This is a genomic window from Williamsia sp. CHRR-6 (assembly GCF_018474015.1).
GTDB lineage: Bacteria > Actinomycetota > Actinomycetes > Mycobacteriales > Mycobacteriaceae > Williamsia_A.
Map to the genome: position 1 here is coordinate 554913 of NZ_JAHCSG010000002.1, position 21620 is coordinate 576532.

21 protein-coding genes are annotated in these 21620 nt (G+C 67.0%); 9 read left to right on the top strand and 12 right to left on the bottom strand.

Annotated features, from left to right (window positions below; translation table 11 throughout):
- Positions 1 to 3: 3 nt before the first annotated feature.
- Together KIK15_RS08505 and KIK15_RS08510 are read left to right on the top strand one after the other, a co-directional pair.
- On the top strand, positions 4 to 1287 hold the full coding sequence (locus KIK15_RS08505) for an FAD-binding oxidoreductase (RefSeq protein WP_214243733.1): 1284 nt from the start codon (positions 4 to 6) through the stop codon (positions 1285 to 1287).
- Positions 1287 to 2738, top strand: a complete 1452-nt coding sequence (locus KIK15_RS08510; protein ID WP_214243734.1) for an aldehyde dehydrogenase family protein — start codon at positions 1287 to 1289, stop codon at positions 2736 to 2738. Before KIK15_RS08505 ends, KIK15_RS08510 begins: the two co-directional genes overlap by 1 nt.
- Positions 2739 to 2790: 52 nt before the next feature.
- Here KIK15_RS08510 and KIK15_RS08515 read toward each other — a convergent pair whose 3' ends face one another.
- Both KIK15_RS08515 and KIK15_RS08520 read right to left on the bottom strand, forming a co-directional pair.
- Positions 2791 to 3675: a universal stress protein gene (locus KIK15_RS08515; protein WP_214243735.1), complete on the bottom strand. Its 885-nt coding sequence runs from the start codon at positions 3673 to 3675 to the stop codon at positions 2791 to 2793.
- Complete coding sequence (locus KIK15_RS08520) at positions 3665 to 5179, bottom strand: APC family permease (protein WP_214243736.1); 1515 nt, start codon at positions 5177 to 5179, stop codon at positions 3665 to 3667. Before KIK15_RS08520 ends, KIK15_RS08515 begins: the two co-directional genes overlap by 11 nt.
- 177 nt (positions 5180 to 5356) lie before the next feature.
- On the opposite strand from KIK15_RS08520, the gene KIK15_RS08525 reads away from it, so the two are divergent.
- The gene (locus tag KIK15_RS08525) at positions 5357 to 6001 is read left to right on the top strand and encodes a DedA family protein (RefSeq protein ID WP_214243737.1); all 645 of its coding nucleotides are present in this window, start codon (positions 5357 to 5359) and stop codon (positions 5999 to 6001) included.
- A 3-nt stretch (positions 6002 to 6004) separates the two neighbouring features.
- On the opposite strand, the gene KIK15_RS08530 is transcribed toward KIK15_RS08525, so the two are convergent.
- Both KIK15_RS08530 and KIK15_RS08535 read right to left on the bottom strand, forming a co-directional pair.
- Positions 6005 to 7123 carry an alcohol dehydrogenase catalytic domain-containing protein gene (locus KIK15_RS08530; protein ID WP_214243738.1) on the bottom strand — a complete coding sequence of 373 codons (1119 nt, stop codon included), beginning with the start codon at positions 7121 to 7123 and terminating at the stop codon, positions 6005 to 6007.
- Complete coding sequence (locus KIK15_RS08535) at positions 7120 to 7614, bottom strand: thioesterase family protein (RefSeq protein ID WP_307851799.1); 495 nt, start codon at positions 7612 to 7614, stop codon at positions 7120 to 7122. The genes KIK15_RS08530 and KIK15_RS08535 overlap by 4 nt, the downstream gene beginning before the upstream one ends.
- Before the next feature lie 126 nt (positions 7615 to 7740).
- On the opposite strand from KIK15_RS08535, the gene KIK15_RS08540 reads away from it, so the two are divergent.
- Positions 7741 to 8682 carry a CoA ester lyase gene (locus KIK15_RS08540; protein WP_374222832.1) on the top strand — a complete coding sequence of 314 codons (942 nt, stop codon included), beginning with the start codon at positions 7741 to 7743 and terminating at the stop codon, positions 8680 to 8682.
- A gap of 24 nt (positions 8683 to 8706) precedes the next feature.
- Positions 8707 to 9708 carry a YihY/virulence factor BrkB family protein gene (locus KIK15_RS08545; RefSeq protein WP_214243740.1) on the top strand — a complete coding sequence of 334 codons (1002 nt, stop codon included), beginning with the start codon at positions 8707 to 8709 and terminating at the stop codon, positions 9706 to 9708.
- On the opposite strand, the gene KIK15_RS08550 is transcribed toward KIK15_RS08545, so the two are convergent.
- Complete coding sequence (locus KIK15_RS08550; protein ID WP_307851800.1) at positions 9705 to 10943, bottom strand: glycoside hydrolase family 27 protein; 1239 nt, start codon at positions 10941 to 10943, stop codon at positions 9705 to 9707. The two genes, KIK15_RS08545 and KIK15_RS08550, sit on opposite strands and share 4 nt — an antisense overlap.
- 296 nt (positions 10944 to 11239) lie before the next feature.
- On the opposite strand from KIK15_RS08550, the gene KIK15_RS08555 reads away from it, so the two are divergent.
- Positions 11240 to 11914, top strand: coding sequence for a hypothetical protein (locus tag KIK15_RS08555; RefSeq protein ID WP_214243741.1), 675 nt, complete (start codon positions 11240 to 11242; stop codon positions 11912 to 11914).
- Positions 11915 to 12002: 88 nt separating this feature from the next.
- On the opposite strand, the gene KIK15_RS08560 is transcribed toward KIK15_RS08555, so the two are convergent.
- The 4 genes from KIK15_RS08560 to sdhC form a co-directional block, all read right to left on the bottom strand.
- On the bottom strand, positions 12003 to 12809 hold the full coding sequence (locus KIK15_RS08560) for a succinate dehydrogenase iron-sulfur subunit (RefSeq protein WP_214243742.1): 807 nt from the start codon (positions 12807 to 12809) through the stop codon (positions 12003 to 12005).
- Complete coding sequence (gene sdhA, locus KIK15_RS08565) at positions 12809 to 14563, bottom strand: succinate dehydrogenase flavoprotein subunit (protein ID WP_214243743.1); 1755 nt, start codon at positions 14561 to 14563, stop codon at positions 12809 to 12811. The genes KIK15_RS08560 and sdhA overlap by 1 nt, the downstream gene beginning before the upstream one ends.
- A gap of 67 nt (positions 14564 to 14630) precedes the next feature.
- On the bottom strand, positions 14631 to 15071 hold the full coding sequence (locus KIK15_RS08570) for a succinate dehydrogenase hydrophobic membrane anchor subunit (RefSeq protein WP_214243744.1): 441 nt from the start codon (positions 15069 to 15071) through the stop codon (positions 14631 to 14633).
- A gap of 13 nt (positions 15072 to 15084) precedes the next feature.
- On the bottom strand, positions 15085 to 15489 hold the full coding sequence (gene sdhC, locus KIK15_RS08575) for a succinate dehydrogenase, cytochrome b556 subunit (RefSeq protein ID WP_214243745.1): 405 nt from the start codon (positions 15487 to 15489) through the stop codon (positions 15085 to 15087).
- Positions 15490 to 15713: 224 nt separating this feature from the next.
- Here sdhC and KIK15_RS08580 point away from each other — a divergent pair, with 224 nt between their 5' ends.
- From KIK15_RS08580 to KIK15_RS08590, 3 genes are read left to right on the top strand one after another with little or no spacing between them, the layout of a single operon-like run.
- A complete protein-coding gene (locus KIK15_RS08580) occupies positions 15714 to 16130 on the top strand; it encodes a cytidine deaminase (RefSeq protein WP_307851801.1) in 417 nt (138 codons plus the stop codon).
- The gene (locus KIK15_RS08585) at positions 16130 to 17440 is read left to right on the top strand and encodes a thymidine phosphorylase (RefSeq protein ID WP_214243747.1); all 1311 of its coding nucleotides are present in this window, start codon (positions 16130 to 16132) and stop codon (positions 17438 to 17440) included. The genes KIK15_RS08580 and KIK15_RS08585 overlap by 1 nt, the downstream gene beginning before the upstream one ends.
- Complete coding sequence (locus KIK15_RS08590) at positions 17440 to 18612, top strand: adenosine deaminase (RefSeq protein ID WP_214243748.1); 1173 nt, start codon at positions 17440 to 17442, stop codon at positions 18610 to 18612. The genes KIK15_RS08585 and KIK15_RS08590 overlap by 1 nt, the downstream gene beginning before the upstream one ends.
- Before the next feature lie 16 nt (positions 18613 to 18628).
- Here KIK15_RS08590 and KIK15_RS08595 read toward each other — a convergent pair whose 3' ends face one another.
- From KIK15_RS08595 to KIK15_RS08605, 3 genes are all read right to left on the bottom strand, one after another.
- On the bottom strand, positions 18629 to 19888 hold the full coding sequence (locus tag KIK15_RS08595) for a primosomal protein (protein WP_214243749.1): 1260 nt from the start codon (positions 19886 to 19888) through the stop codon (positions 18629 to 18631).
- A 77-nt stretch (positions 19889 to 19965) separates the two neighbouring features.
- A complete protein-coding gene (locus tag KIK15_RS08600; RefSeq protein WP_214243750.1) occupies positions 19966 to 21045 on the bottom strand; it encodes a C40 family peptidase in 1080 nt (359 codons plus the stop codon).
- Complete coding sequence (locus KIK15_RS08605; RefSeq protein ID WP_214243751.1) at positions 21042 to 21398, bottom strand: hypothetical protein; 357 nt, start codon at positions 21396 to 21398, stop codon at positions 21042 to 21044. The genes KIK15_RS08600 and KIK15_RS08605 overlap by 4 nt, the downstream gene beginning before the upstream one ends.
- Positions 21399 to 21620 lie beyond the last annotated feature (222 nt).

Genomic DNA, 21620 nt, shown 5'->3' on the forward strand with positions numbered 1-21620 from the left:
CCCATGAAGCTCACCTCCTACTGGCTCGACACCTCAACGCCTGCAGGCGATTTCCGCTCCACCCCCGTTCCCGAGCGCGTAGATGTCGCGATCGTCGGAGCAGGGTTCACCGGATTGGCGGCCGCGCTGGAGATCGCCGCCGCCGGCGGGTCGGTGGCCGTGTTCGACACCCACACCGTCGGTTGGGGCGCCTCGGGTCGTAACGGTGGCATGGCCACCACCGGTCTGGCCATCGGTCTGGGCTCGGCGATCAAGCGCTACGGCCTCGACACCGCACTGTCGATGTTCACCGAGTACAACCACGCCATCGACTCCATCGAGGACCTGGTCCGCGCGCACTCCATCGACTGCGACTTCGAACGCACCGGGAAGATGACGCTGGCCATGAACGACAAGCAGTACCAGGGGATGGTCCAGACCCGCGACCTGTTGGCCAAACACCTCGACCACCACGTCGACGTGGTGCCGCGCTCACAGATCCGCGACGAGATCGGCAGCGACTTCTACGCCGGTGCCATGGTCGATCCGGCCGGAGCCGGGGTGCACGTCGGCTGGTTCGTCCACGGCCTGGCCGCGGCTGCGGTGCGCGCAGGCGCCACGATCTGTGAGGACAGCGAAGTGGTCACCATGGACCGTCTGCCCGATGGTCGGCATCGACTGGCCACCGTGCGCGGCGTGGTCGAAGCCGACGATGTTCTCGTCGCGACCAGCGGCTACACCGGTGCACTCACCCCATGGCTGCAGCGGCGCACGGTACCGGTGGGCAGCTTCATCGTGGTCACCGAGCCGCTGGGCGACGAAGCGGCACGCCTGGCGTTACCGCACCGGCGCCAAGCCGCCGACAACAAGATGCTCACCTACTACTTCCGACTCATCGGTGACCGGATGCTCTTCGGGGGCCGGGCCCGGTTCTCCCTCTCCAGCCCCAACTCCGACCTCAAGAGCGCCGAGATTCTCAAAGATGCTCTGGCGCAGGTGTTCCCGCATCTGGCCGGGTCGCGAATCGACTACACCTGGGGTGGGCTGGTGGACATCTCGATGGACCGCATGGTGCACGCCGGGGTGCGTGACGGGGTGCACTACTCGCTGGGCTACAGCGGCCACGGGGTCCAGATGGCCACCTACATGGGCCGCCAACTCGGACTCAAGTTGGCGGGCAAGGACTACCGCAACGTGTGGGCCGGATTGTCCTATCCCGCCGTGCCAGGACACTTCGGGCCGCCCTGGTTCCTGCCCTTCGTCGGCGCCGGGGCCAAGGTGCTCGACCGGCTCGGAGTGGTGGTCTGATGTCGGCGGCGACCACCGCTGTTGCTGCGCAGACGGTGCCCGGAGGCAAACTGGTCGCCGGCCGTTGGGGCACCGACGATCGGCGCGTGCCGGTCACCGACCCCGACGACGGATCGGTGGTCGGGATGGTCTGTGCGAGCACCGTCGACGACGTCGGCAACGCCATCGAAGCGGGTCGCCGAGCACTGATGACGCCGTGGCCGGTGTGGGCGCGGTGCGCCGCCCTGCGCGACGCCGCGCAGCGAGTGCTCGCCGATCGGCAACGCCTCGTGCACCTCATCTCCGGGGAAGGCGTCAAGACCGTGACCGAGGCCGATCGGGAGATCGACCGGTGCGCCGAGACGCTGCGCCTCACCGCCGAGGCCGCCGAAGCGCTGGAAGGACAGACGCTGCCGTTCGCGGCCAGTCCCCGCATGCCGTCGACGCTGGGATGGTTCCGGCGTGAAGCCGTCGGGGTGATCGCAGCCATCACACCCTTCAACGATCCGCTGAACCTGGTGGCCCACAAGGTGGGACCTGCACTGCTCGGCGGCAACAGTGTGGTGGTCAAGCCCTCCGAGAACACACCACTGACCGCGCTGGCCCTAGCCCAGCTGCTGCTGGAGTCGGGGGTGCCCGCCGCGCGGCTGTCGGTGATACCAGGTGGAGTCGAGGTGGGCCGCGCACTCGTCGCCCACCCGGATGTGGCGCTGGTGTCGTTCACCGGCGGACCTCGGGTGGCCGCGAGAATCGCCGCCGAAGCCGGACCCAAGAAACTGCTCACCGAACTCGGCGCCAACAACGCCACCATCGTCGCCGCCGACGCCGACATCGACTCCGCGGCACGCCAGATCGTCGACGGGGCGTTCGGGGTGGCCGGTCAGAACTGTCTGTCGGTCCAACGGGTCTACGTCGAGCGCTCGGTCCACGACGAACTGGTCACGCGCACAGTCGAACACACCGACCAACTGCAGACCGGACCCAAACGCGACCCACTCACCGACATCGGACCACTGATCGACCTCAGGGCCGCGCAACGCGTCGAACAGTGGGTGACGCAGGCCGTCGACGCCGGTGCTCGACTACAGACCGGCGGTCGCCGAATCGGCAACACCTACCTACCGACAGTGTTGACCGACGTGCCACCGGACTGTCAGATCCTCACCGACGAGGTCTTCGGCCCCGTGGTCAGCATCGTGGCCGTCGACGACATCGATGAGGCGGTGACCTCGGCCAACGACTGCCACCTCGCGCTGCAGGCGGGGATCTTCACCACCTCCATCGACACCGCCATGTCGGTGGCCGAACGGCTGATCGTCGGCGCGGTGGTCGTCAACGGCACCAGCGATCAACGCCTCGACGCCATGCCTTTCGGCGGCTTCAAAGGCTCAGGCATCGGACGCGAAGGGGTGCGCTACGCCCTCGAAGCGATGACCGAACCCAAGTCGACCATCATCAACATCACCCGCTGATCACCCGCGCGCCGTCGGCACGGTGTCTATCCGCGCGCCGTCGGCACGGTGTCTATCCGCGCGCCTTCGGCACGACCACGATCGGGGCGGTGGTGGACCGCAGGATCCGGGCCGCGGTAGAACCCAAAAAGATACGTTCGGGAGCAGCCAGTCGCGCCGAGCCGACGGCCACCACGTCGCCCTCGCCCCAACGCAGGGTCTCCAGCGCGTCTTCGAGCGTGTCGCCGTCGGCCACCGTCGCGTCGATGGACGGCACCGTGGTCACCGACCGCTGTGCCTGGGCCAGAACGGCATTGGCCGCCGCAATGTGTCGAGCGCGGGTCTGCGCGGAAGTCTCGGCGTCGATGTCCTCGTCGTCGTCCAACGACACCAGCGAGACCAGCCGCAGCGATAGCGATGCCTGCTCGGCCAGCGCCAACGAGAAAGGCAGCGGGTTGTCGGCTCGCGCCGATTCCGGGACCGCAACCGTGATCGTGGTCAACGGAACGGCCGCACGCTCGGCGTACCCACGAGGAGCCAGCGCCACCGGCAGGGGAGAGCAGTGCAGCAGCTCCGAACTCACCGTGCCCAGCGCGTGGCGTCCGAAGATGCTGTCGCGGGTACCGCCCACCACTATCAGCCCGGCCCCCGATGACACCGCGAAATCCAACAACCCCTCGGTGAAGGACTCGGCGACGATCGCATGCCGTTCGACCGCGATGCCGGCCGGGACGTGGGCGGCGCCATCGGCCAACCAACTCGTGGCCCGCTGCACCAGCAGATCCTGGTAGGCGGCGCGCCCAGGCACGCCGTCAGGCTCCTCCATCCGCACGATGCAGACCAGATCAATTGCGGCACCAGTACATTCAGCGATGGCGACCGCCAATGCCACGCCGTCCTCGCCGGACGGTGTCGCCTTGTATCCGACCGTGATCCGTCGAATCGGTTCAGTAGACATCGGGCACCTTCACCTCGGTCGACGCGTTGAGGGTCCTGCCGCGGAAGAAGTCTCGACCGCCGGCCACGCACAACAGCATCAGCGGGACACCCAAGACCAACATGCCCACGCCCAACACGAAGACACCACCCACGCCCCCGAACGACGTCGAGCCGTAATCGGGCTTGGACATGTCGATGGCGCTTTTGACGAACGCCCACGTCATCACCCCGGCACCGACGAGCGGGAACAGGCCGCGCATGAAGAAGTGGCGAACCGAGGTGAACAGGGTGCGGCGGAAGTACCAGACGCATGAGTAGGCGGTGATGCCGTAATAGAACGCGACCGCCAGCCCCAGCGAGGCGACCGAGTCGCCCAGTGTGTTGCTGCTCACCAGCGACAGCACGAGGTAGAAGAACAAGGCGGATGCACCCATCACCGCGGTACCGAAAGCTGGTGTCATATAACGCGGATGGATGGAGGCGAAGCGGCGTGGCAGGGCCTCGTAGACGGCCATCGACAGGGTTCCGCGTGCGGTGGGCAAGATGGTCGACTGGGTGGATGACAGCGCCGAGATCGACACCGTCAACAACAGCAGCGACGACAGGATGACCCCGCCCACTGGTTTGCCGAGAATGGTGAGCACGTCGTCGGTGTTGTCCGGGTTGTTCAAACCGATTCCCTTGTCACCGAACCCGGCGAACGACTGGATGGCGTAGGCCACCAGAACGTAGGTGAACACCAGGATCAGCGTGGTCAACACCGCCGCCCGGCCAGGGGTACGCGCGGAATCCTTGGTCTCCTCGCCGACGGCCAGACATGCATCCCAGCCCCAGTAGATGAAGATGCACAGGATGATCGCCGCTGCTATCTGCGACGAGGACAAACCGCTGGGCCACAACCAGTCCCACTGCGGCGTGATGGCCTGGGGACCTGCGTGGTCCGAGGCCACCTTGATCAAGGCGATGATGCTGGCCACGATCAGCACCCCGAACTGCACCGCGATCAACACGCTTTGCATCCGCTCACTGATCACGATGCCGCGGATACTCACCCACGTCATCGCGATGATGAAGAACGAACCCACACCCACCTTCACGATCGTGTCGTCGGCCAACGAGTCCAGCGTGAGGAACTTGAACAGGTACACCGCGGCGACCTCGGCGACGTTGGCCAGCACGATGATCGCCGAGACCGCCAGCCCCCAGCCGCCCATCCACCCGATCCACGGACCGAACGCCTTGGTGCCCCAGGTGAACGTGGTGCCACAGTCGGGGGTGTCCTGGCCGAGCTCGCGGTAGGCGAACGCGATCAGCAGCATGGGGATGAACGCGAGGACGAACATCGCCGGAGACTTGTCGCCGACCTGGGCGACGACGAATCCCAGTGTCGCGGCGAGGCTGTAGGCCGGGGCCACCGCCGAGAGGCCGATGACCACATTGCCCACCAGTCCCAGTGATCCCGCGCGTAGGCCCTTGTCACCCACCGGCGGGGCGGCGGCGGGTAGGGGTTCTGATACGGCCATGGCGTCACACTACGATTAGGTCCGTCTGAGCACGTCGAAACGACGGAATTGTTTTCTGTTCGGTAACACAACGACGGATTCGGTCGTGGCGCGTGTTCGATCACCGCTCGGTCTCGGTGCCGTTGCACAGTTGTGTGCTCTCGTGATGCGGCCGCGGGCGCGGATACTGTGGGTCGGGTGATCGAGGCGATTGTGGACTGGCTGCTCGACCTGCCGCCCTGGCTGGCGCTGACCATGGCGTTCCTGTTTCCGGCGCTGGAGGCTTCGGTGTTCATCGGGGTGGTGATCCCCGGTGAGATCGCGGTGCTGATCGCGGGCGTGATCGCCAACGGTGGACGACTCTCGCTGTGGGAGGTGCTCATCGCGGCCATCGCCGGAGCTGTCATCGGCGACTTCATCGGCTTCGAGGTGGGCAAGCGGTGGGGTACCCAGCTGTTGGCCAAGATCCCGCCGTCGATCCTCAAACCCGCCCACGTCGAACAGGCCCGCGAGGCGTTGCGCAAGCGGGGCGCGCTGGCGGTGCTGTTCGGTCGTTGGGTCGCCGCGTTGCGCGCGCTGATCCCGGGCATGGCCGGGATGGCCGCGATCCCCACCCGTACCTTCGTCATCGCCAACGCCATCGGTGGGACCATTTGGGCCACCGTGGTGGCCAGCCTCGGGTACGCGGCCGGGAAGTCCTACAAGGTCGTCGAACGTGACCTCGGCTGGGTGTCGTATGCGGCGATCGGTGTGCTGGTCGTGGTGGTGATGGTGATCGTCGGTCGACGGGTGTACCGCAACCGTAAGCACACGGTGGTCGATGTGGAGTCCACACCGACCTGAGCCTCAATCGAAGACGATGATCTGTCGAATGGCGGTGCCATCGGCCAGGGCGTCCATCGCGGAGTTGATGTCGTGCAATCGGATTCGTGCAGATATCAGTTTCTCGACCGGCAGCTTTCCTGCGCGCCACAGGTTCTCGTAGAGGGGGATGTCGCGACCCGGGACCGCTGAACCGAGATAGCTGCCCACGATCGTTCGTGCCCCGGCTACCAGCGCCAGCGGATGGATCGACGAGACCGCGTCCGGCGCGGGCAGGCCGACGGTCACGGTGGTCCCGCCCGGTGCGGTGGCGATGACCGCCGCCTCGAATGCGCGGGCGTTGCCTGCGGCCTCGACCACCACGTCGGCGCTCACCCCGGAGGAGGCCAGCTGTGCGGGGGAGTAGACCGCGGTGGCGCCGATGGCACGCGCCGCGGTCAGCTTGTCGGGCACCGAGTCGACGGCGATCACCTCACCGAGGCCCAGCGAGACCGCAGTCAGCACCGCAGCCATCCCCACGCCGCCGAGGCCGATGATCATCACCGACTGACCGGTGGTGGGTCGGCCCGCGTTGATCACCGCGCCGCCACCGGTCAACACCGCGCACCCCAGGACGGCGGCCACCTCCGGGGGCACGTCGGCGCCTACCGCAACCGCGGAGCGTCGGTCCACCACGGCGTGCGTGGCGAAACCGGACACCCCCAGGTGGTGGTGGATCTGCCCATCGAGATCACCGCCGACTGCGGTCAGCTTCCGGGTCCCGGCCAGCAGGGTGCCGGCGTTGTTGGCCGCCGATCCCGGTCCACAGGGCAGCCGGCCGTCGGTGGCGCACGGCGCGCAGTCGCCGCAGCGGGGCAGGAACGCCATCACCACCCGGGTACCGACCTCGATGTCCTCGACACCGGCCCCGACTGCCTCGACGATGCCCGCGGCCTCGTGCCCCAGGGCCATTGGCAGCGGCCGGGGCCGGTTACCGTCGACCACGGACAGATCCGAGTGGCAGACGCCGGCGGCCTCGATCCGCACCAACAGTTCACCGGGGCCTGGCCCATCGAGTTCCAGCTGCGCGATGAGGATCGGCTCGGAATCGGCATAGGGGCGAGCCCGTCCCGATTCGACGAGGACAGCGGCGTCGATCTTCACGACTGGTCTCCTTCGGTGGTGACGACGGCGGTGGCCATCACCGCGCGCAGTGCCTCGGGAACGGGGACCGGTCGGCGGGTCTGGGCGTCGACGTAGACGTGCACCCAGCGGCCCGCCGCGGCGACCGTCGGTTCGTCGTCGGCGAACACCCCGAGGGAGTAGGTGACGCTGGAGGTGCCCAGGCGCGCCACGGCCAGCCCGATCGACAACGGCTCCGGAAACCCCACCGACCGGAAGTAGCTGCACCCAGATTCCACCACCACACCCTGCACCGGCGCGGTGATCGGATCGATTCCGGCGTCACCGATCAGCCAGCCGTTGATCGCGGTGTCGAAGAGTTGGTAGTAGATCGCGTTGTTCAGATGGCCGTACATGTCGTTGTCGGCCCACCGCGTGATGGCCGGGACCAACACGGGGAAATCGGCTCTCGTCAGGTTGCGATCGGTTCGGGCCGGGACGACCTGCCCCGTATCGCCAGTCTCACTGCCCACCACGTTCTCCTTCGCCGCCGATGACCGATTGTTACTGCTGCCGACTCGCCCGTCGGCGGCGCCCCCACCGGTGTCGTGTCGGCCCCGACTTTGCCGACCTGCCTGAGGTGGGAGACGATGTCGGCGATGAATCCGACACAGATCTCCGACAGTGACGTCGAAGCCGAGGACATCGGCTCGCGCATCGATCCCGTTCTGGCCCGTAGCTGGCTGCTGGTCAACGGGCGATCCGCCGATCGGTTCCAGGCCGCCGCTCATTCCCGCGCCGACATCGTCGTGCTCGACATCGAGGATGCGGTGGCCCCCAAGGACAAGGTGGAGGCCCGCGACAACGTGGTGCGGTGGCTGTCGGGGGGCAACTCGGACTGGGTGCGCATCAACGGTTTCGGTACCCAGTGGTGGGAGGCCGACCTCGAGGCGCTGCGTGCGGTGCGTGCCACCGGCCAGCCCGGCGTGGGTGGGGTGATGTTGGCGATGGTCGAGTCGGTCGACCATGTCACCGAGACCGCCTCGCGGCTGCCCGACGTCCCGATCGTCGCGTTGGTCGAGACCGCGCGTGGACTCGAGCGCATCGGGGAGATCGCCACGGCCAAGGGCACATTCCGGCTGGCGTTCGGTATCGGCGACTTCCGTCGCGACACCGGGTTCGGTGAGCATCCGGCGACGCTGGCCTACGCCCGTTCCCGCTTCACCATCGCTGCCACCGCGGCCCAGTTGCCCAGTGCCATCGACGGCCCCACGGTGGGGTCCTCGGCGCTGCGACTCAGCGAGGCGACCGCGGTCAGTCGCGAGTTCGGCATGACCGGCAAGATCTGTCTCACGCCCGATCAGTGCCCGGCCATCAACGAGGGCCTGTCGCCCTCGCAGGAGGAGATCGCATGGGCGCGTGAGTTCTTCAGTGATTTCGAGCGTGACGGTGGCGAGATCCGCAACGGATCGGATCTGCCGCGCATCGCTCGTGCCACCAAGATCGTCGACCTCGCCCGGGCCTACGGAATCGAGGTGCACGCCGATGACGAGAACGCGCCTGACCACGCGCCCGCTCCGTCGGACACCTTCCACTACTGATCCCGGCCACCGGCGGTTCCGGCGATGACGGCGGCGCTGCGGGGACTCGACGCACTGCAACGACGCAACCGGCCGCTGGGGTTCCTGATCGCCGTGATCTACAAGTTCGTCGACGACCTCGGTGGGTTCTTGGCCGCCCTGATCACCTACTACGCGTTCCTGTCACTGTTCCCGCTGTTGTTGCTGCTGACCACCGGGTTGAGTCTGGTGTTGGCCAACAATCCGGATCTGCAACGCTCCCTTCTGGATTCGGCGCTCGGCGACATGCCGATCATCGGTGAGCAGTTGAGCAGGCCGCGCCAACTCAGTGGCGGCACCGCGGGTGTGGTCGTCGGTTCACTGTTGGCGCTCTACGGTGCCTCGGGGGTGGGGCAGGCGGTGCAGAACGCGATGAACACCGTCTGGTCGGTGCCACGGATGCAACGCCCCAACCCGTTCATGTCCCGGCTGCGTAGCCTGCGCATCCTGCTGGTGCTGGCGGTCGCGTTGGCCGCCACCGCCGCGTTGTCGTTGGTGGGCAACGTGATCGGGTCCTATGATCCGCTGGTCGACGGTGTGTTGACGGTGGCCGCGATCGCCATCAACGCGGCCGTGTTCGCGCTGGCCTATCAGGTGGGAACCGAGCGGTCGTTGACGTTTCGGGAGGTGCTACCCGGAGGGCTGGCCATGGCGGTGGTCTGGCAGCTGCTGCAGACGTTCGGCGCGTACTACGTCAACGGTGTGGTGAGACACGCCAGCGCCACCAACAGTGTGTTCGCGGTGGTGTTGGGGCTCTTGGCGTTTCTGCAGCTGACCGCGCTGGCGGTGGTGTTCACCGCCGAGATCAACGCGGTTCGGGTCGACCGGCTGTGGCCGCGCGCGCTGCTGGTGCCGTTCACCGACGACGCCGAACTCTCCCGCGCCGACCGGGTGTCCTATGCGCATCAGGTCCAGGCCCAACAGGCCTCCCGGATGCAGCGCATCCGGGTCAGCTTCGATCGGCGGTCGCGGCGCAGTCGGGTCACCGACGCCGACGGCGGCGACTAGCTCGTCGCGAGACGGATGACCAGGGTGTCGTAGGCGGGTACGGGGACGATCACGACACCGCGGCGCCGATCTATCGGTAGCCGGGCGCCGGAGAACGCATCGATGGCAGCCACCGAGCCCGGCGCATCCACCTCGTCGAGGGTGAAACTCATCCCGGCCGAGGTGGTCCCGGCGTTGGTCAGCGACACCACCACCGAGCCGTCGGCCAGCGACCGTCGCCGGATGGATCCGTCGCCGCGCACAGCGGTGGCCGGGCGACCGAGCCGGTCCTGGTCGATGGCAAGAATCCCTCTGTTGGCCAACAGGTCTCGGGTCTGCGTGGTCATCGAGGTCAGGTCGTGGCCGGTGATCAGGGGCGCCGCCATCATCGCCCACATGGCCAGGTGGGTGCGCTGCTGGGCCGCAGTCAACGCGGTGCCCACCCCCACTTCCAACATGTCCAGATCCAGCCAACGCCCCGGTCCGACGCGGGCATTGACCGTGCGTGACGCGGCGATCACCTCGGCGATGCCCTGGGATCGGGTGCGTCCGCCACCGACGCGCCAGACCGGGGCGATGTCGTTGGTCAGCCGTGTCATGGAGGCCACACCACCCCAGTCGTACGCCGCACCGGGCAGCGACGAGTTCTGGTCCTGACCGGGTCCGCCGCTGTTGGGGTTGATGCTGTAGACCAGCGGGCGGCCGGCGGCGCGGATCGCATCCCGCATCGTGATGAACGCGGTGCGCTGGGCCCGCACATCGGTGTCATCGGAGCACCAGTCGTATTTGAGGTAATCCACACCCCAGGATGCGAAGGTGGCGGCGTCGGTCTTCTCGTGGCCGGCGCTGCCAGAGGCGCCGGGATAGGTGCCGTAGCGCTGGGCGCAGGTCTTGTTGCTGGGAGTGGAGTAGAGACCGAACAACAACCCGCGTCGGTGCAGGTAGTCGCCGAGCGCCCGCATCCCCGACGGGAATCGTTGCGGCGAGGCGACCAGCCGGCCGTCGCGGTCGCGTTGTGGCGCCGCCCAGCAGTCGTCGACCACCACGTACCTATATCCCGCTGATGCCAATCCAGAGGTCACCAGGGCGTCGGCCTGCGATCTGATGAGCGACTCGTCGATGGTGCAGCCGAAGGTGTTCCAACTGTTCCAGCCCATCGGAGGAGTGGCGGCCACACCAGGTATGGCCACCATGTCGCCGGAGATCTCGTGGGTCACGTCGGCGGCGCATCCGGCCACCAGGGTCACCGCGAGCACCGGCGCGAGACACCTGATCCGAGTACGTGTTGCCCGTACCCGCCGAGCGCTGAATGTGATCGGTGACCACCGACGGGGCTTGTACGGCACGGTCCCAGCATGCACGGTGACGCTGCCGGTTCTCCACTCCGGTAGGTGGATCGTAGAGCGGGAGCGTTGTGACAAAGCACAGTTCTCGAGTGTCGGAATTGGAGGAAAAGTCGGTTTAACGAACTCGAAACGTGAGAGCGTTCACATCTCTACACTCCGTCGTGAGCCTCACGAACGGGGCGCCCACCGGCAGAAAGAAAAAACACATGAAGACAAGTGCGCGGTTGGTCAGTGTGGTCCTCGGCGCGGCGAGTGCAGCAGCGATGCTCGTCGCGGGCCAGGGATCGGCGAACGCGGCCGGCTTCAACATCACATTCAAGGCCGACACCGTCACCACCATCGCCAAGACCGGTCAGGACGTGGTGTTCCCCACCACCAGCCTGCCCTCGGTGCTTGATCCCATCGCGCGCACCATCGGTGGCACCCTGCAGCTCCCGCAGGCCAACGCCAACCTGGCACTGGGGCCGCTGACCTTGGCGTCGTTCAAGATCTCCATCGTCGACCCGTCGGCCGTGACCGGGACCGTCACCCCCGACGCCATCCCGCCGGTCAACCTGGGTCTGGCCGCCACGCAGAAGTTCAAGATCCGGATCGACAGCGTGGTGCCACTGGGCCTGGACTTCGGTTCTTCGGCGCTCAACCTCATCCCGGCGGGCGGCAAGTGTGTCAGCGGTGAGGTCACGGCCAACCTGACCGGTGCGTTCAAGGCCGCTGACATCTTCGGCGCCACCTTCAACCCGAACGGGACTCTCACCGGGACCTACACCATCCCCAGCTTCCCGTCGGGCTGCGGGATCGCCACCGGCATCCTCAACGCCATCGTGGCCGGCCCCAACAACAAGTTGTCGGTGAAGCTCGGCAGCGCCGTCCTCACGCCGTGACGGTGTTTTGAGCCCACACCTCGGGTACGAATCGAGCCCGCGTCACCATCGGTGACGCGGGCTCGGTCGTGTCGACTGTGCCTACCGGTCAGCGCGAGAACATCAAGGCGCGCTTGACCTCCTGGATCGCCTGGGTGACCTGGATGCCACGTGGACATGCGTCGGTGCAGTTGAACGTGGTGCGACAGCGCCATACCCCGTCGATCCCGTTGAGGATGTCGAGGCGTTCGGCCGCACCCTCGTCGCGACTGTCGAAGATGAAACGGTGCGCGTTGACGATGGCCGCCGGACCGAAGTAGCTGCCCTCGTTCCAGAACACCGGGCAACTCGTGGTGCAGCAGGCACACAGGATGCACTTGGTCGTGTCGTCGAAGCGGTGCCGATCGGCACTGCTCTGGATCCGCTCACGTGTCGGCTCGTTGCCGCTGGTGATGAGGAACGGCTTGATGGCCCGGTAGGCGTCGAAGAAGGGCTCCATGTCGACCACGAGGTCCTTTTCCACCGGCAGGCCGCGGATGGGCTCGACGGTGATGGTGACCTCTTTGTTCTTGTCGAGGTTGCCGCTCTTGTCCTTGGGCAGCAGGTCCTTCATCAGCAACTTGCACGCCAACCGGTTGACACCGTTGATGCGCATCGCATCAGAGCCACACACGCCGTGGGCACAGCTGCGCCGGAACGTCAGGGTGCCGTCGAGGTAGCCCTTCACGTACAGCAGCAGGTTGAGCAGCCGGTCGGTCTTCAGCGCCGGAACCCGGAAGCTCTCCCACCCGGCAGCATCGGGATTCTCCGGATCGAACCGGGCGATCTTGAGGGTGACGATGGTGGCCTCGTCCGGAACCGGCGGCAGCGGTGGTTCTTCGGCCGAGGTCTTGCCGATGTCTACGGTGGCGGTCATCAGTACTTGCGCTCCATCGGCTCGTAACGGGTCTGCACGACCGGCTTGTAGTCCAGTTCGATCTCGGAGATGAGGTCCGATCCCTTCTTGTACGCCATGGTGTGGCGCATGAAGTTGACGTCGTCGCGGTCGGGGTAGTCCTCACGGGCATGGCCGCCGCGAGTCTCCTTGCGGTTGAGCGCGCTGACCACGGTCACCTCCGCCATCTCCAACAGGAATCCCAGCTCGATGGCCTCGAGCAGGTCGCTGTTGAAGCGCTTGCCCTTGTCGTGCACGCGAATCCGGCTGTAGCGCTCCTTCAACGAGTGGATGTCGGTGAGCGCCTGCTTGAGGGTCTTCTCGGTGCGGAACACCGATGCGTTGGCGTCCATCGAAGCCTGCAGTTCGGTGCGGATGTCGGCCACCCGCTCGCTGCCGTGCTCTGAGAGGATCAAGCCCAGCCATTCGTCGACCATGGCGGTCGGCTTCTCGGGCAGCGGGGCCAGCTCCACGGACTCGGCGTACTCGGCGGCGGCGATACCCGCGCGCCGACCGAACACGTTGATGTCGAGCAGCGAGTTGGTGCCCAACCGGTTGGCACCGTGCACCGACACACACGCACACTCGCCGGCCGCGTACAGACCGTGTACGACCTGCTCGTTGTTGGCCAGCACCTGCCCGGTGATGTTGGTGGGGATGCCGCCCATGGCGTAGTGGCAGGTGGGGAACACCGGCACGTACTCGGTCACCGGGTCGACACCGAGGTAGGTGCGCGAGAACTCGGTGATGTCGGGCAGCTTCTCGTTGAGGACTTCCTCGCCGAGGTGGGTCACGTCGATGTACACGTAGTCCTTGTTGGGTCCGGCGCCGCGGCCCTCGAGCACCTCCAGGACCATCGACCGCGCCACGATGTCACGCGGGGCCAGGTCCTTGATGGTGGGGGCGTAGCGCTCCATGAACCGCTCGCCGTCGGCGTTGCGCAGGATCCCGCCCTCGCCACGGACTGCCTCGGAGATGAGGATGCCCAGCCCGGCCAGACCGGTCGGGTGGAACTGGTGGAACTCCATGTCCTCCAAGGGAAGTCCCTTGCGGTACACGATGCCCATGCCGTCGCCGGTGAGGGTGTGGGCGTTGGAGGTGGTCTTGAACATCCGGCCCGAGCCACCGGTCGCCAGCACGACCGACTTGGCGTGGAACACATGGATTTCGCCGGTGGCCAACTCGTAGGCCACCACGCCGGTGGCGATGGGCTCACCGTTCTCGTTCTCGCCCATGCACAGATCGAGCGCGTAGAACTCGTTGAAGAACTCGACGTCGTGCTTGACGCAGTTCTGATATAGCGTCTGCAGGATCATGTGGCCGGTGCGGTCGGCGGCGTAGCAGGACCGGCGAACCGGGCTCTTACCGTGATCGCGGGTGTGACCACCGAAGCGACGCTGATCGATCTTGCCCTCGGGGGTGCGGTTGAACGGCAGCCCCATCTTCTCCAGATCGAGGACGGCGTCGATCGCCTCCTTGCACATGACCTCGACGGAGTCCTGGTCAGCGAGGTAGTCGCCGCCCTTGATGGTGTCGAAGGTGTGCCACTCCCAGTTGTCTTCCTCCACGTTGGCCAGAGCAGCACACATGCCGCCCTGGGCCGCGCCAGTGTGGCTACGGGTGGGGTAGAGCTTGGTCAGAACGGCAGTGCGGGCGCGCGGACCGGCCTCGATGGCTGCGCGCATGCCGGCGCCACCAGCGCCGACGATCAGGACGTCATAACGATGTTCCTGCATGTGAATCCCTCCCAGGGCTTCGGGTGGCTTCGAATGGGTGTCGTAGAAGAACTGAACCGAACTCGGTCTACTTGAATGTCAACAGTGCGTAGCTGCCCAGTCCGACGATGAGGATCATCGACAGGGCCAACAAGACGTTGAGCCAGAACCTGGTGCGGTCGTTGCGCGCGTAGTCGGCGATCACCGTGCGCACGCCGTTGCCGCCGTGCAGCTGGGCCAGCCACAGCATCGACAGGTCCCAGACCTGCCAGAACGGCTGCCGCCACCGCTCGGCCACGAACGCGGCGTTGATGCGGTGCACGCCGTCGTCGATGGTCAGCATGATCGCCATGTGGCCGATGGTCAGGATGATCAGCGCTGCGCCGGAGAAGCGCATGAACAGCCATGCGTTCTTCTCGAAGTTGCCGCGCTTGGGTTCCCGCGGCGACCGCGGGTTGTCGAGGCTGGCCGGCCGGTTGCGATCGGTGGTCAGCACCGGGGCGAGCTTGGGAGCCTGCGATGTGGTCATGGTCTCGCCTCCTTTACAGGTGATCGATGAGGATGGTCAGCATGCGGACGGCGAAGTAGCCGAAGACGATGAGGAAAACGCCTCCCACCACCCACAGCATCTGCCGCTGGTACTTGACTCCACTGGCCCAGAAGTCGACCAGGATGATGCGGACTCCGTTGAGTGCGTGGTAGAGCACGCAGACCACAAGACCGATCTCCATCAAGCCGATGATCGGGGTCTTGTACGTGTCGATGATCTTGTCGTAGGTGTCCGGGTTGACCCGCACCATCGCGGTGTCGAGCACGTGGACGAACAAGAAGAAGAAGATGGACACGCCGGTGATGCGGTGCAGCACCCACGACCACATGCCCGGGTCTCCGCGATAAAAGGACAGACGGCGCGTCGGTTCCGGCGCGACCTCGGTCGTTGTACTCATCTGAAGATGGCCTCCGTCATCGTCGAGGGATGCGGCGGACCGGTGGCGATTTCCGGGCCGTCGTGGACCTACTCATTCGACTTTAAACCTAGTCTGGCAACGGTAAGACCCGGCCTGAACTCAGTGTGGTCACGCTCTGATGAATGTGAGGATTGCCTTACATCATCTCGTGTCGCCCATCGTTGTGCGCGGCCGCAGACCAGATGCGAGGACGAGGAGTGTCGGTGAGCGACGCAGTGAACTGGAACACGTTGCGTGACAAGGCAAGAGCCGCGATGAGGGGGGCGTACGCGCCCTATTCTCGATTTCCGGTCGGCGCGGCGGCGTTGGTGGCCGAGGGTCGAATCATTTCCGGTTGCAATGTGGAAAATGTCTCATACGGGCTCGGTATCTGCGCAGAGTGTTCGCTGGCCGCTGACCTGCACCGAACCGGCGGCGGACGGCTGATCGCGGTGAGCGTCACCGATGCGCGCGGGCAGATCCTCATGCCGTGTGGTCGCTGTCGACAGATCCTGTTCGAGTTCGGGGGTGCGGATCTGCTGGTCGATCACCCCGACGGGCCCAAACGTCTGGCCGACCTACTCCCGGATGCGTTCGGGCCCGACGACATCGACGCAGTGACCGCCACGGTGGGTGCCTGATGGGGGCCACCCCCGATGCCGTGTCGGTCATCGCCACCAAACGCGACGGTCATGCGTTGAGCGATGAGCAGATCGACTGGGTGATCCGAGCCTTCACCGACGGTCTGGTGGCCGACGAACAGATGTCGGCGCTGGCGATGGCGATCCTGTTGCGTGGCATGGACCGCCGGGAGGTGGCGCGGTGGACGGCGGCGATGATCGCCACCGGCGAGCGGATGGACTTCGCTGATCTGCGTCGCGACGGTCGGGTGCTGGCCACCGTCGACAAGCACTCCACCGGCGGGGTGGGCGACAAGATCACCCTGCCGCTGGCGCCGTTGGTCGCTTCCTACGGGTTGGCGGTGCCGCAGCTGTCCGGGCGCGGTCTGGGCCACACCGGCGGCACCCTGGACAAGCTGGAGGCCATCCCCGGCTGGCGCGCTGACGTCGACGTGGCGTCGATGATGGCGCAACTGAGTGCGGTGGGTGCGGTGATCTGTGCCGCCGGTGCGGGTTTGGCTCCGGCGGACAAGAAGCTCTACGCCCTGCGCGATGTCACCGGGACGGTCGAGTCGATCCCGCTGATCGCCTCGTCGATCATGAGCAAGAAGATCGCCGAGGGCACCGGTGCACTGGTGTTGGACGTCAAGGTGGGCGCAGGCGCGTTCATGAAGTCGCTCGACGACGCCCGCGCGTTGGCGCAGACGATGGTCGAGCTGGGCACCGATGCCGGCGTGCACACGGTGGCGTTGTTGACCGCGATGTCGATCCCGTTGGGCCGCACCGCCGGCAATGCCATCGAGGTGAGCGAATCGGTGGAGGTGCTGGCCGGGGGCGGCCCGCCCGATGTGGTGGAGCTGACCTTGGCGCTAGCCCGCGAGATGCTGCTCGCCGGTGGGGTCGATGCCGATCCGGCGCAGAACCTGGCCAACGGCCGCGCGATGGACTCCTGGCGCGCGATGATCGCCGCGCAGGGCGGCGACCCGGACGCCCCGCTGCCGCAGGCCCGCGAGTCCGAGGTGCTCACCGCTGAGATCGACGGCGTGGTGGGTGATCTCGACGCGATGGCCATCGGGGTGGCCGCCTGGCGGCTGGGTGCCGGACGGGCCCGCCAGGGTGAGCCCGTGCAGGCCGGCGCAGGAGTGCGTTGGCATGTGAGCCCCGGTGACCGGGTGCGGCGGGGCGACCCGCTGCTCACCCTGCTCACCGACACTCCCGACAGGTTCGCCGATGCCCGTGCCGCCGCGGTCGGGGCGGTCACCGTGCAGGCCGATCTCGACGCGCCGGTCGAGCACGGTCCGTTGATCATCGATCGCGTTACCGTGGGCTGATGACCGCCGCAGCCGCCGCATCCGGCCCGAACTCCTCCGACCGCGCCACGCAGTTCGAGCGCGACGCGCGATTCGACCGACACGCGGTGGGGTTGGCGCCGAAGGTGTTGCTGCACGACCATCTCGATGGGGGTCTACGGCCGACCACCATCGTGGACCTGGCCCGCGAGGTGGGCTACACCGAGCTGCCCGCCTCCGCCGCCGAGTCGCTGGCGCGGTGGTTCCGGGAGTCAGCCGACAGCGGTTCGCTCGTGCGCTATCTGGAGACCTTCACCCATACCGTCGCGGTGATGCAGACGGCGTCGGCGCTGCGCCGGGTGGCCCGGGAGTGCGCCGAGGACCTCGCCGCCGACGGCGTGGTCTACGCCGAGTCGCGGTTCGCGCCCGAGCAGCACCTGACTGCCGGACTGTCGCTGGACGAGGTGGTCGAAGCGGTGCTCGCCGGGTTCGACGACGGGATGGCCGCCGCAGCGCAGGCCGGCCACCCGATCGAGATCCGCTGCCTGGTCACCGCGATGCGTCATGCGGCGCGCTCGCGTGAGATCGCCGAACTGGCGGTGCGGTTTCGGGACCGTGGCGTGGTGGGCTTCGACATCGCCGGCGCCGAGGCCGGGTACCCGCCCAGTCGCCACCTCGACGCTTTCGAGTACATGCGAGCCAACAACGCGCCCTTCACCATTCACGCCGGCGAGGCGTTCGGGTTGCCGTCCATCCACGAGGCCATCAGCTTCTGCGGTGCCGATCGGCTGGGCCACGGGGTGCGAGTCATCGACGACATCACCCTGCCCGAGGGCACCGACCTGGCCGCGGCGTCGGTCACCGGCGCCACGCTGGGTGCGGTGGCGAACTACGTCCGCGACAAGCGCATCCCGCTAGAGCTGTGCCCGAGCTCCAACGTGCAGACCGGGGCGGTGGCCTCGATGGCCGAGCATCCGTTCAACGTGTTCGCGCGACTGCGGTTCCGGGTGACGGTCAACACCGACAACCGGTTGATGAGCGATACCTCGATGAGCAAGGAGTTCATCACCCTGCACGACCAGTTCGGTTACGGCTGGGCTGATTTCGAACGGTTCACCGTCAACGCCATGAAGTCGGCGTTCATCCACTTCGACGAGCGGCTGCGGCTGATCGACGAGGTGATCAAGCCCGGTTACGCGGTCCTGATCGGGTGATGTCGCCGGGGCGGCGTCACTGGGTGACCAGCCGGTCCTCGAGCTCGTGCACCAGCGCGCGCCACGCCTCGGATTCGTTGTCGAAGGGTCCGCTGGGGGCGAGTCGTTTGGGGTCGGGGTTGATGGCGTAGCTGACGAACCAGCCCAGCGGCGTGGTCGAGCCCAACGCCTCGGTGACGGAGTCGTCGTCGGCGAAATCGGCTGCGTCGGTGAGCAGTTCGACCGCCAGTTCCAGCTGGCGGCGATCCATCCGCCGCGGCCCGTCGGCGATGTCGTCGGCGATCCCGGTGAGGATGTAGACGTTTTCGTCGTACACCGCGACCTCCAGAGAGCCGTCGTTGGCGGCGTCGCGCACCTCGGTGTAGGTGCTCACCTCGGCCAGCTCGTGGTCGTCGTTGTCGGCGAGGTAGCGGGTGAGTGCGCGTTCGGAGGTGAACACGAAGATCTTGCCGTCCTTACCCAGGAACACCGGGTCGTCGCCGAGGTAGCACCGCAGAGTGAAGTACTCGGCGCCGTCGGTGACGATGCGGACCGGGTCGATGCCGATGGCGCCCCAGAAGTCGTCCTCGTCCACCTCGTCGGTGTCGTCGTCGTCTGAGTCGTCGGTGTCGGACTCGGACTCGGACTCGACCACCTCGATGTCGTCGTCGGCGGGTTCGTCCTCGTCCTCGGCGCTGGCGGCGGCTTCGAGTTCGGCCTCGGCCACGGCAACGGCCGCGGAGTCGACGTCGGGGGCGGTGATCACCTCGTCGATCGCGTCGACCACGTCGTCCCAGTGCTTGTCGATGAGACGGCCGATCTTGCCCCAGAACTCCAGGCCGTCTTTGCCGACGAAGTTGCGCGTGCCGGTGGTCACCGCCCCCAGGATCGGGTTGCCGTTGAAGAACTTGGTGACTGTGGTCAGCTCGCACACCTCGCCGATGATGCGGACGATCTCGAGGGCGTCCTCGAGTTCGGCGATCACCTCAGGGGTGGGGTCCTCGGCGGCCAGCTCGGGCACGCCGATCAGGTCATAGGAGTTGCGCTCGGCGGGGATCAGCTCTTCGGCCTGCAGTCCCTTGACGGTGTCCCAGGCAGGGTGTTCTACGAGATCGTTGTCGTCGTTGGTCCGGATGAAGGCGACCAGGTCGGCGACCGAGGCGAACCCGTACAGGTCCTCGTCGAGACCGAGGAAGGCCTCCCACTCGTCGTCGCCCTCGCGCCAGCGCGGTGCCCACAGGGTGAATGCGTTGCCGTCGGTCAATCCGAGCTCGATCGCGACGATGTCTCCGGCCATGGGTCCAGAGCCTAGCCAGTCGCGTCGCGCATGGGGCCAGTGGCCTCCTTCACCTGACCGGGGTGTCTGACTTGTCGTCATCGAGGCCGGTAGAAGCCCTCGAACTCCTGGTCCAGGTTGGTCGTGCGCAGCGGCGAGACTTGCACGGGATCACCGGCTTCGACCATCTGCCCGTTGCCGATGAACATCGCCACGTGTCCAGACCAGACGGCGAGGTCGCCGGGCATCAGCTCGGATGCATCCACTCGGAAACCTGCGGTGTCCTGGTCTTGGGCCAGGCGCGGCAGTTCGACACCGGCCTGGCGGTAGGCGTACTGGGTGAGGCCACTGCAGTCGAGGCCCTGTCCTGGTGTCGTCCCGCCCCAGACGTAGGGCACGCCGCGCTGGCTCAGGGCCGCCTGCACGGCGGTGGCTGCCCGCTGGTTGGGCGCGTACGCCACCGACCCGTCGGGCAACGTGATCGGCACCTGACCGTCCACGCTGGTGCCGCCGGGGGTGTGGGCGGCGGCAGAGATGGTGGCTGCGGGTGAGTCGAGGCCGGCGGGGCGGACCGACGCGGCCCAATTGCCGATTGCGGTCGCCGGGGCCGACACCGCGCTGGCGGCCGCTGACGGGCGGGCCACCGAACGCGAGCGAGGTGCTGCCGCAGCCGGGGCCGGCCGTCGTCCGACCTTGTTCAGACCGGCCGAGATCTCGGCCAGTCGGGTCCGGGTCCGCGTCACCACCTCTAGGGCGCGACGGGCGTGGGTGACGGCCACCGGGACGATCGCAGCCAGGCCCGGTGGCGTGTAGAGAGCCGGTCCCATCGAATCTGCCACCCCGACAAAGGAGTCCAGGATCGTTCGCAGTTCGCGGGCGGCGTCGGCGACGGCTGCGTGCGCTTGCTCGACCCCGGTGGCGATCCTGCGGTTGTCATCGGCCAGGTGGTCGAGGTGACGGCGTTGCCGTTGCAGGTGTGCGGTGGCGGCGTCAGCGGCGTCCCCGCGCCAGGCCCGAGCCGTGTCCGCGGTGGCCGAGTCGAGTTGCCGGGCCAGGCGCTGCATCTCGGAGGTGGAGCGATTCAGGGTGTCGACGGCGTCGTGATGGCGTCCGGATCCGTCGCCCACCGAGTCCAGCAGTGTCCTGATCGGTTGGGCCAGCAGGTCGACGACGGTCATGCCCTTGCCCCCGGCCCGGTGGGCAGCACGGCGGCACCGGTCATCCGCAGCGTGGATGCAGTGTCGTGATCGGTGTCGGCGTAGTCGATCGACGCCGCTCGCACCGCCAGTCCCGCCGTGGCCAGGCGGACGGCCAGCTCATCCATCGCCTGGGTCTGTCGGCACCCGGTGGCGTACAGGTCGGCGACCACGTCGGCGCCGATGATGCCCAGCGTCGCCGCGACGCCGGGGGTGGCCACGGCATCGGACTGTCGAATCGTCACGGCCCTCAGGTCGGCCATCGCGGTCTGCAGCCGGGCGGCCACCGCATGCAGATCGTCGGGTGCCACCGACGTCGGTGTCGTTTCGCTCATGTTCCTAGGACGCTGCGCACGCCCATACGGTTCCGTCGGGCCGGTGAACTCTTCGATGAGAAGCAGGCAAAAGAGACAAAACGGCGGCCAGGGTTGCGATCGCACCGAGGATGTACGTGGCGTTCTTGGGAAGTAACCGGTAAGAAACAATCGTTCGTGCATAGTTCAACGAGGCACTCTCATCCGAGGGCAGAATCTCGGTGGGTCGACACCTCGACCCCC

What these genes read in the sequence shown, in the direction of transcription:
- KIK15_RS08505 (WP_214243733.1), top strand. Translation starts at nt 4, where the DNA reads ATGAAGCTCACCTCCTACTGGCTCGACACCTCAACGCCTGCAGGCGAT.
- KIK15_RS08510 (WP_214243734.1), top strand. Translation starts at nt 1,287, where the DNA reads ATGTCGGCGGCGACCACCGCTGTTGCTGCGCAGACGGTGCCCGGAGGC.
- KIK15_RS08515 (WP_214243735.1), bottom strand. Translation starts at nt 3,675, where the DNA reads ATGTCTACTGAACCGATTCGACGGATCACGGTCGGATACAAGGCGACA.
- KIK15_RS08520 (WP_214243736.1), bottom strand. Translation starts at nt 5,179, where the DNA reads ATGGCCGTATCAGAACCCCTACCCGCCGCCGCCCCGCCGGTGGGTGAC.
- KIK15_RS08540 (WP_374222832.1), top strand. Translation starts at nt 7,741, where the DNA reads ATGAATCCGACACAGATCTCCGACAGTGACGTCGAAGCCGAGGACATC.
- KIK15_RS08545 (WP_214243740.1), top strand. Translation starts at nt 8,707, where the DNA reads ATGACGGCGGCGCTGCGGGGACTCGACGCACTGCAACGACGCAACCGG.
- KIK15_RS08555 (WP_214243741.1), top strand. Translation starts at nt 11,240, where the DNA reads ATGAAGACAAGTGCGCGGTTGGTCAGTGTGGTCCTCGGCGCGGCGAGT.
- KIK15_RS08560 (WP_214243742.1), bottom strand. Translation starts at nt 12,809, where the DNA reads ATGACCGCCACCGTAGACATCGGCAAGACCTCGGCCGAAGAACCACCG.
- sdhA (WP_214243743.1), bottom strand. Translation starts at nt 14,563, where the DNA reads ATGCAGGAACATCGTTATGACGTCCTGATCGTCGGCGCTGGTGGCGCC.
- KIK15_RS08570 (WP_214243744.1), bottom strand. Translation starts at nt 15,071, where the DNA reads ATGACCACATCGCAGGCTCCCAAGCTCGCCCCGGTGCTGACCACCGAT.
- sdhC (WP_214243745.1), bottom strand. Translation starts at nt 15,489, where the DNA reads ATGAGTACAACGACCGAGGTCGCGCCGGAACCGACGCGCCGTCTGTCC.
- KIK15_RS08585 (WP_214243747.1), top strand. Translation starts at nt 16,130, where the DNA reads ATGGGGGCCACCCCCGATGCCGTGTCGGTCATCGCCACCAAACGCGAC.
- KIK15_RS08590 (WP_214243748.1), top strand. Translation starts at nt 17,440, where the DNA reads ATGACCGCCGCAGCCGCCGCATCCGGCCCGAACTCCTCCGACCGCGCC.
- KIK15_RS08595 (WP_214243749.1), bottom strand. Translation starts at nt 19,888, where the DNA reads ATGGCCGGAGACATCGTCGCGATCGAGCTCGGATTGACCGACGGCAAC.
- KIK15_RS08600 (WP_214243750.1), bottom strand. Translation starts at nt 21,045, where the DNA reads ATGACCGTCGTCGACCTGCTGGCCCAACCGATCAGGACACTGCTGGAC.
- KIK15_RS08605 (WP_214243751.1), bottom strand. Translation starts at nt 21,398, where the DNA reads ATGAGCGAAACGACACCGACGTCGGTGGCACCCGACGATCTGCATGCG.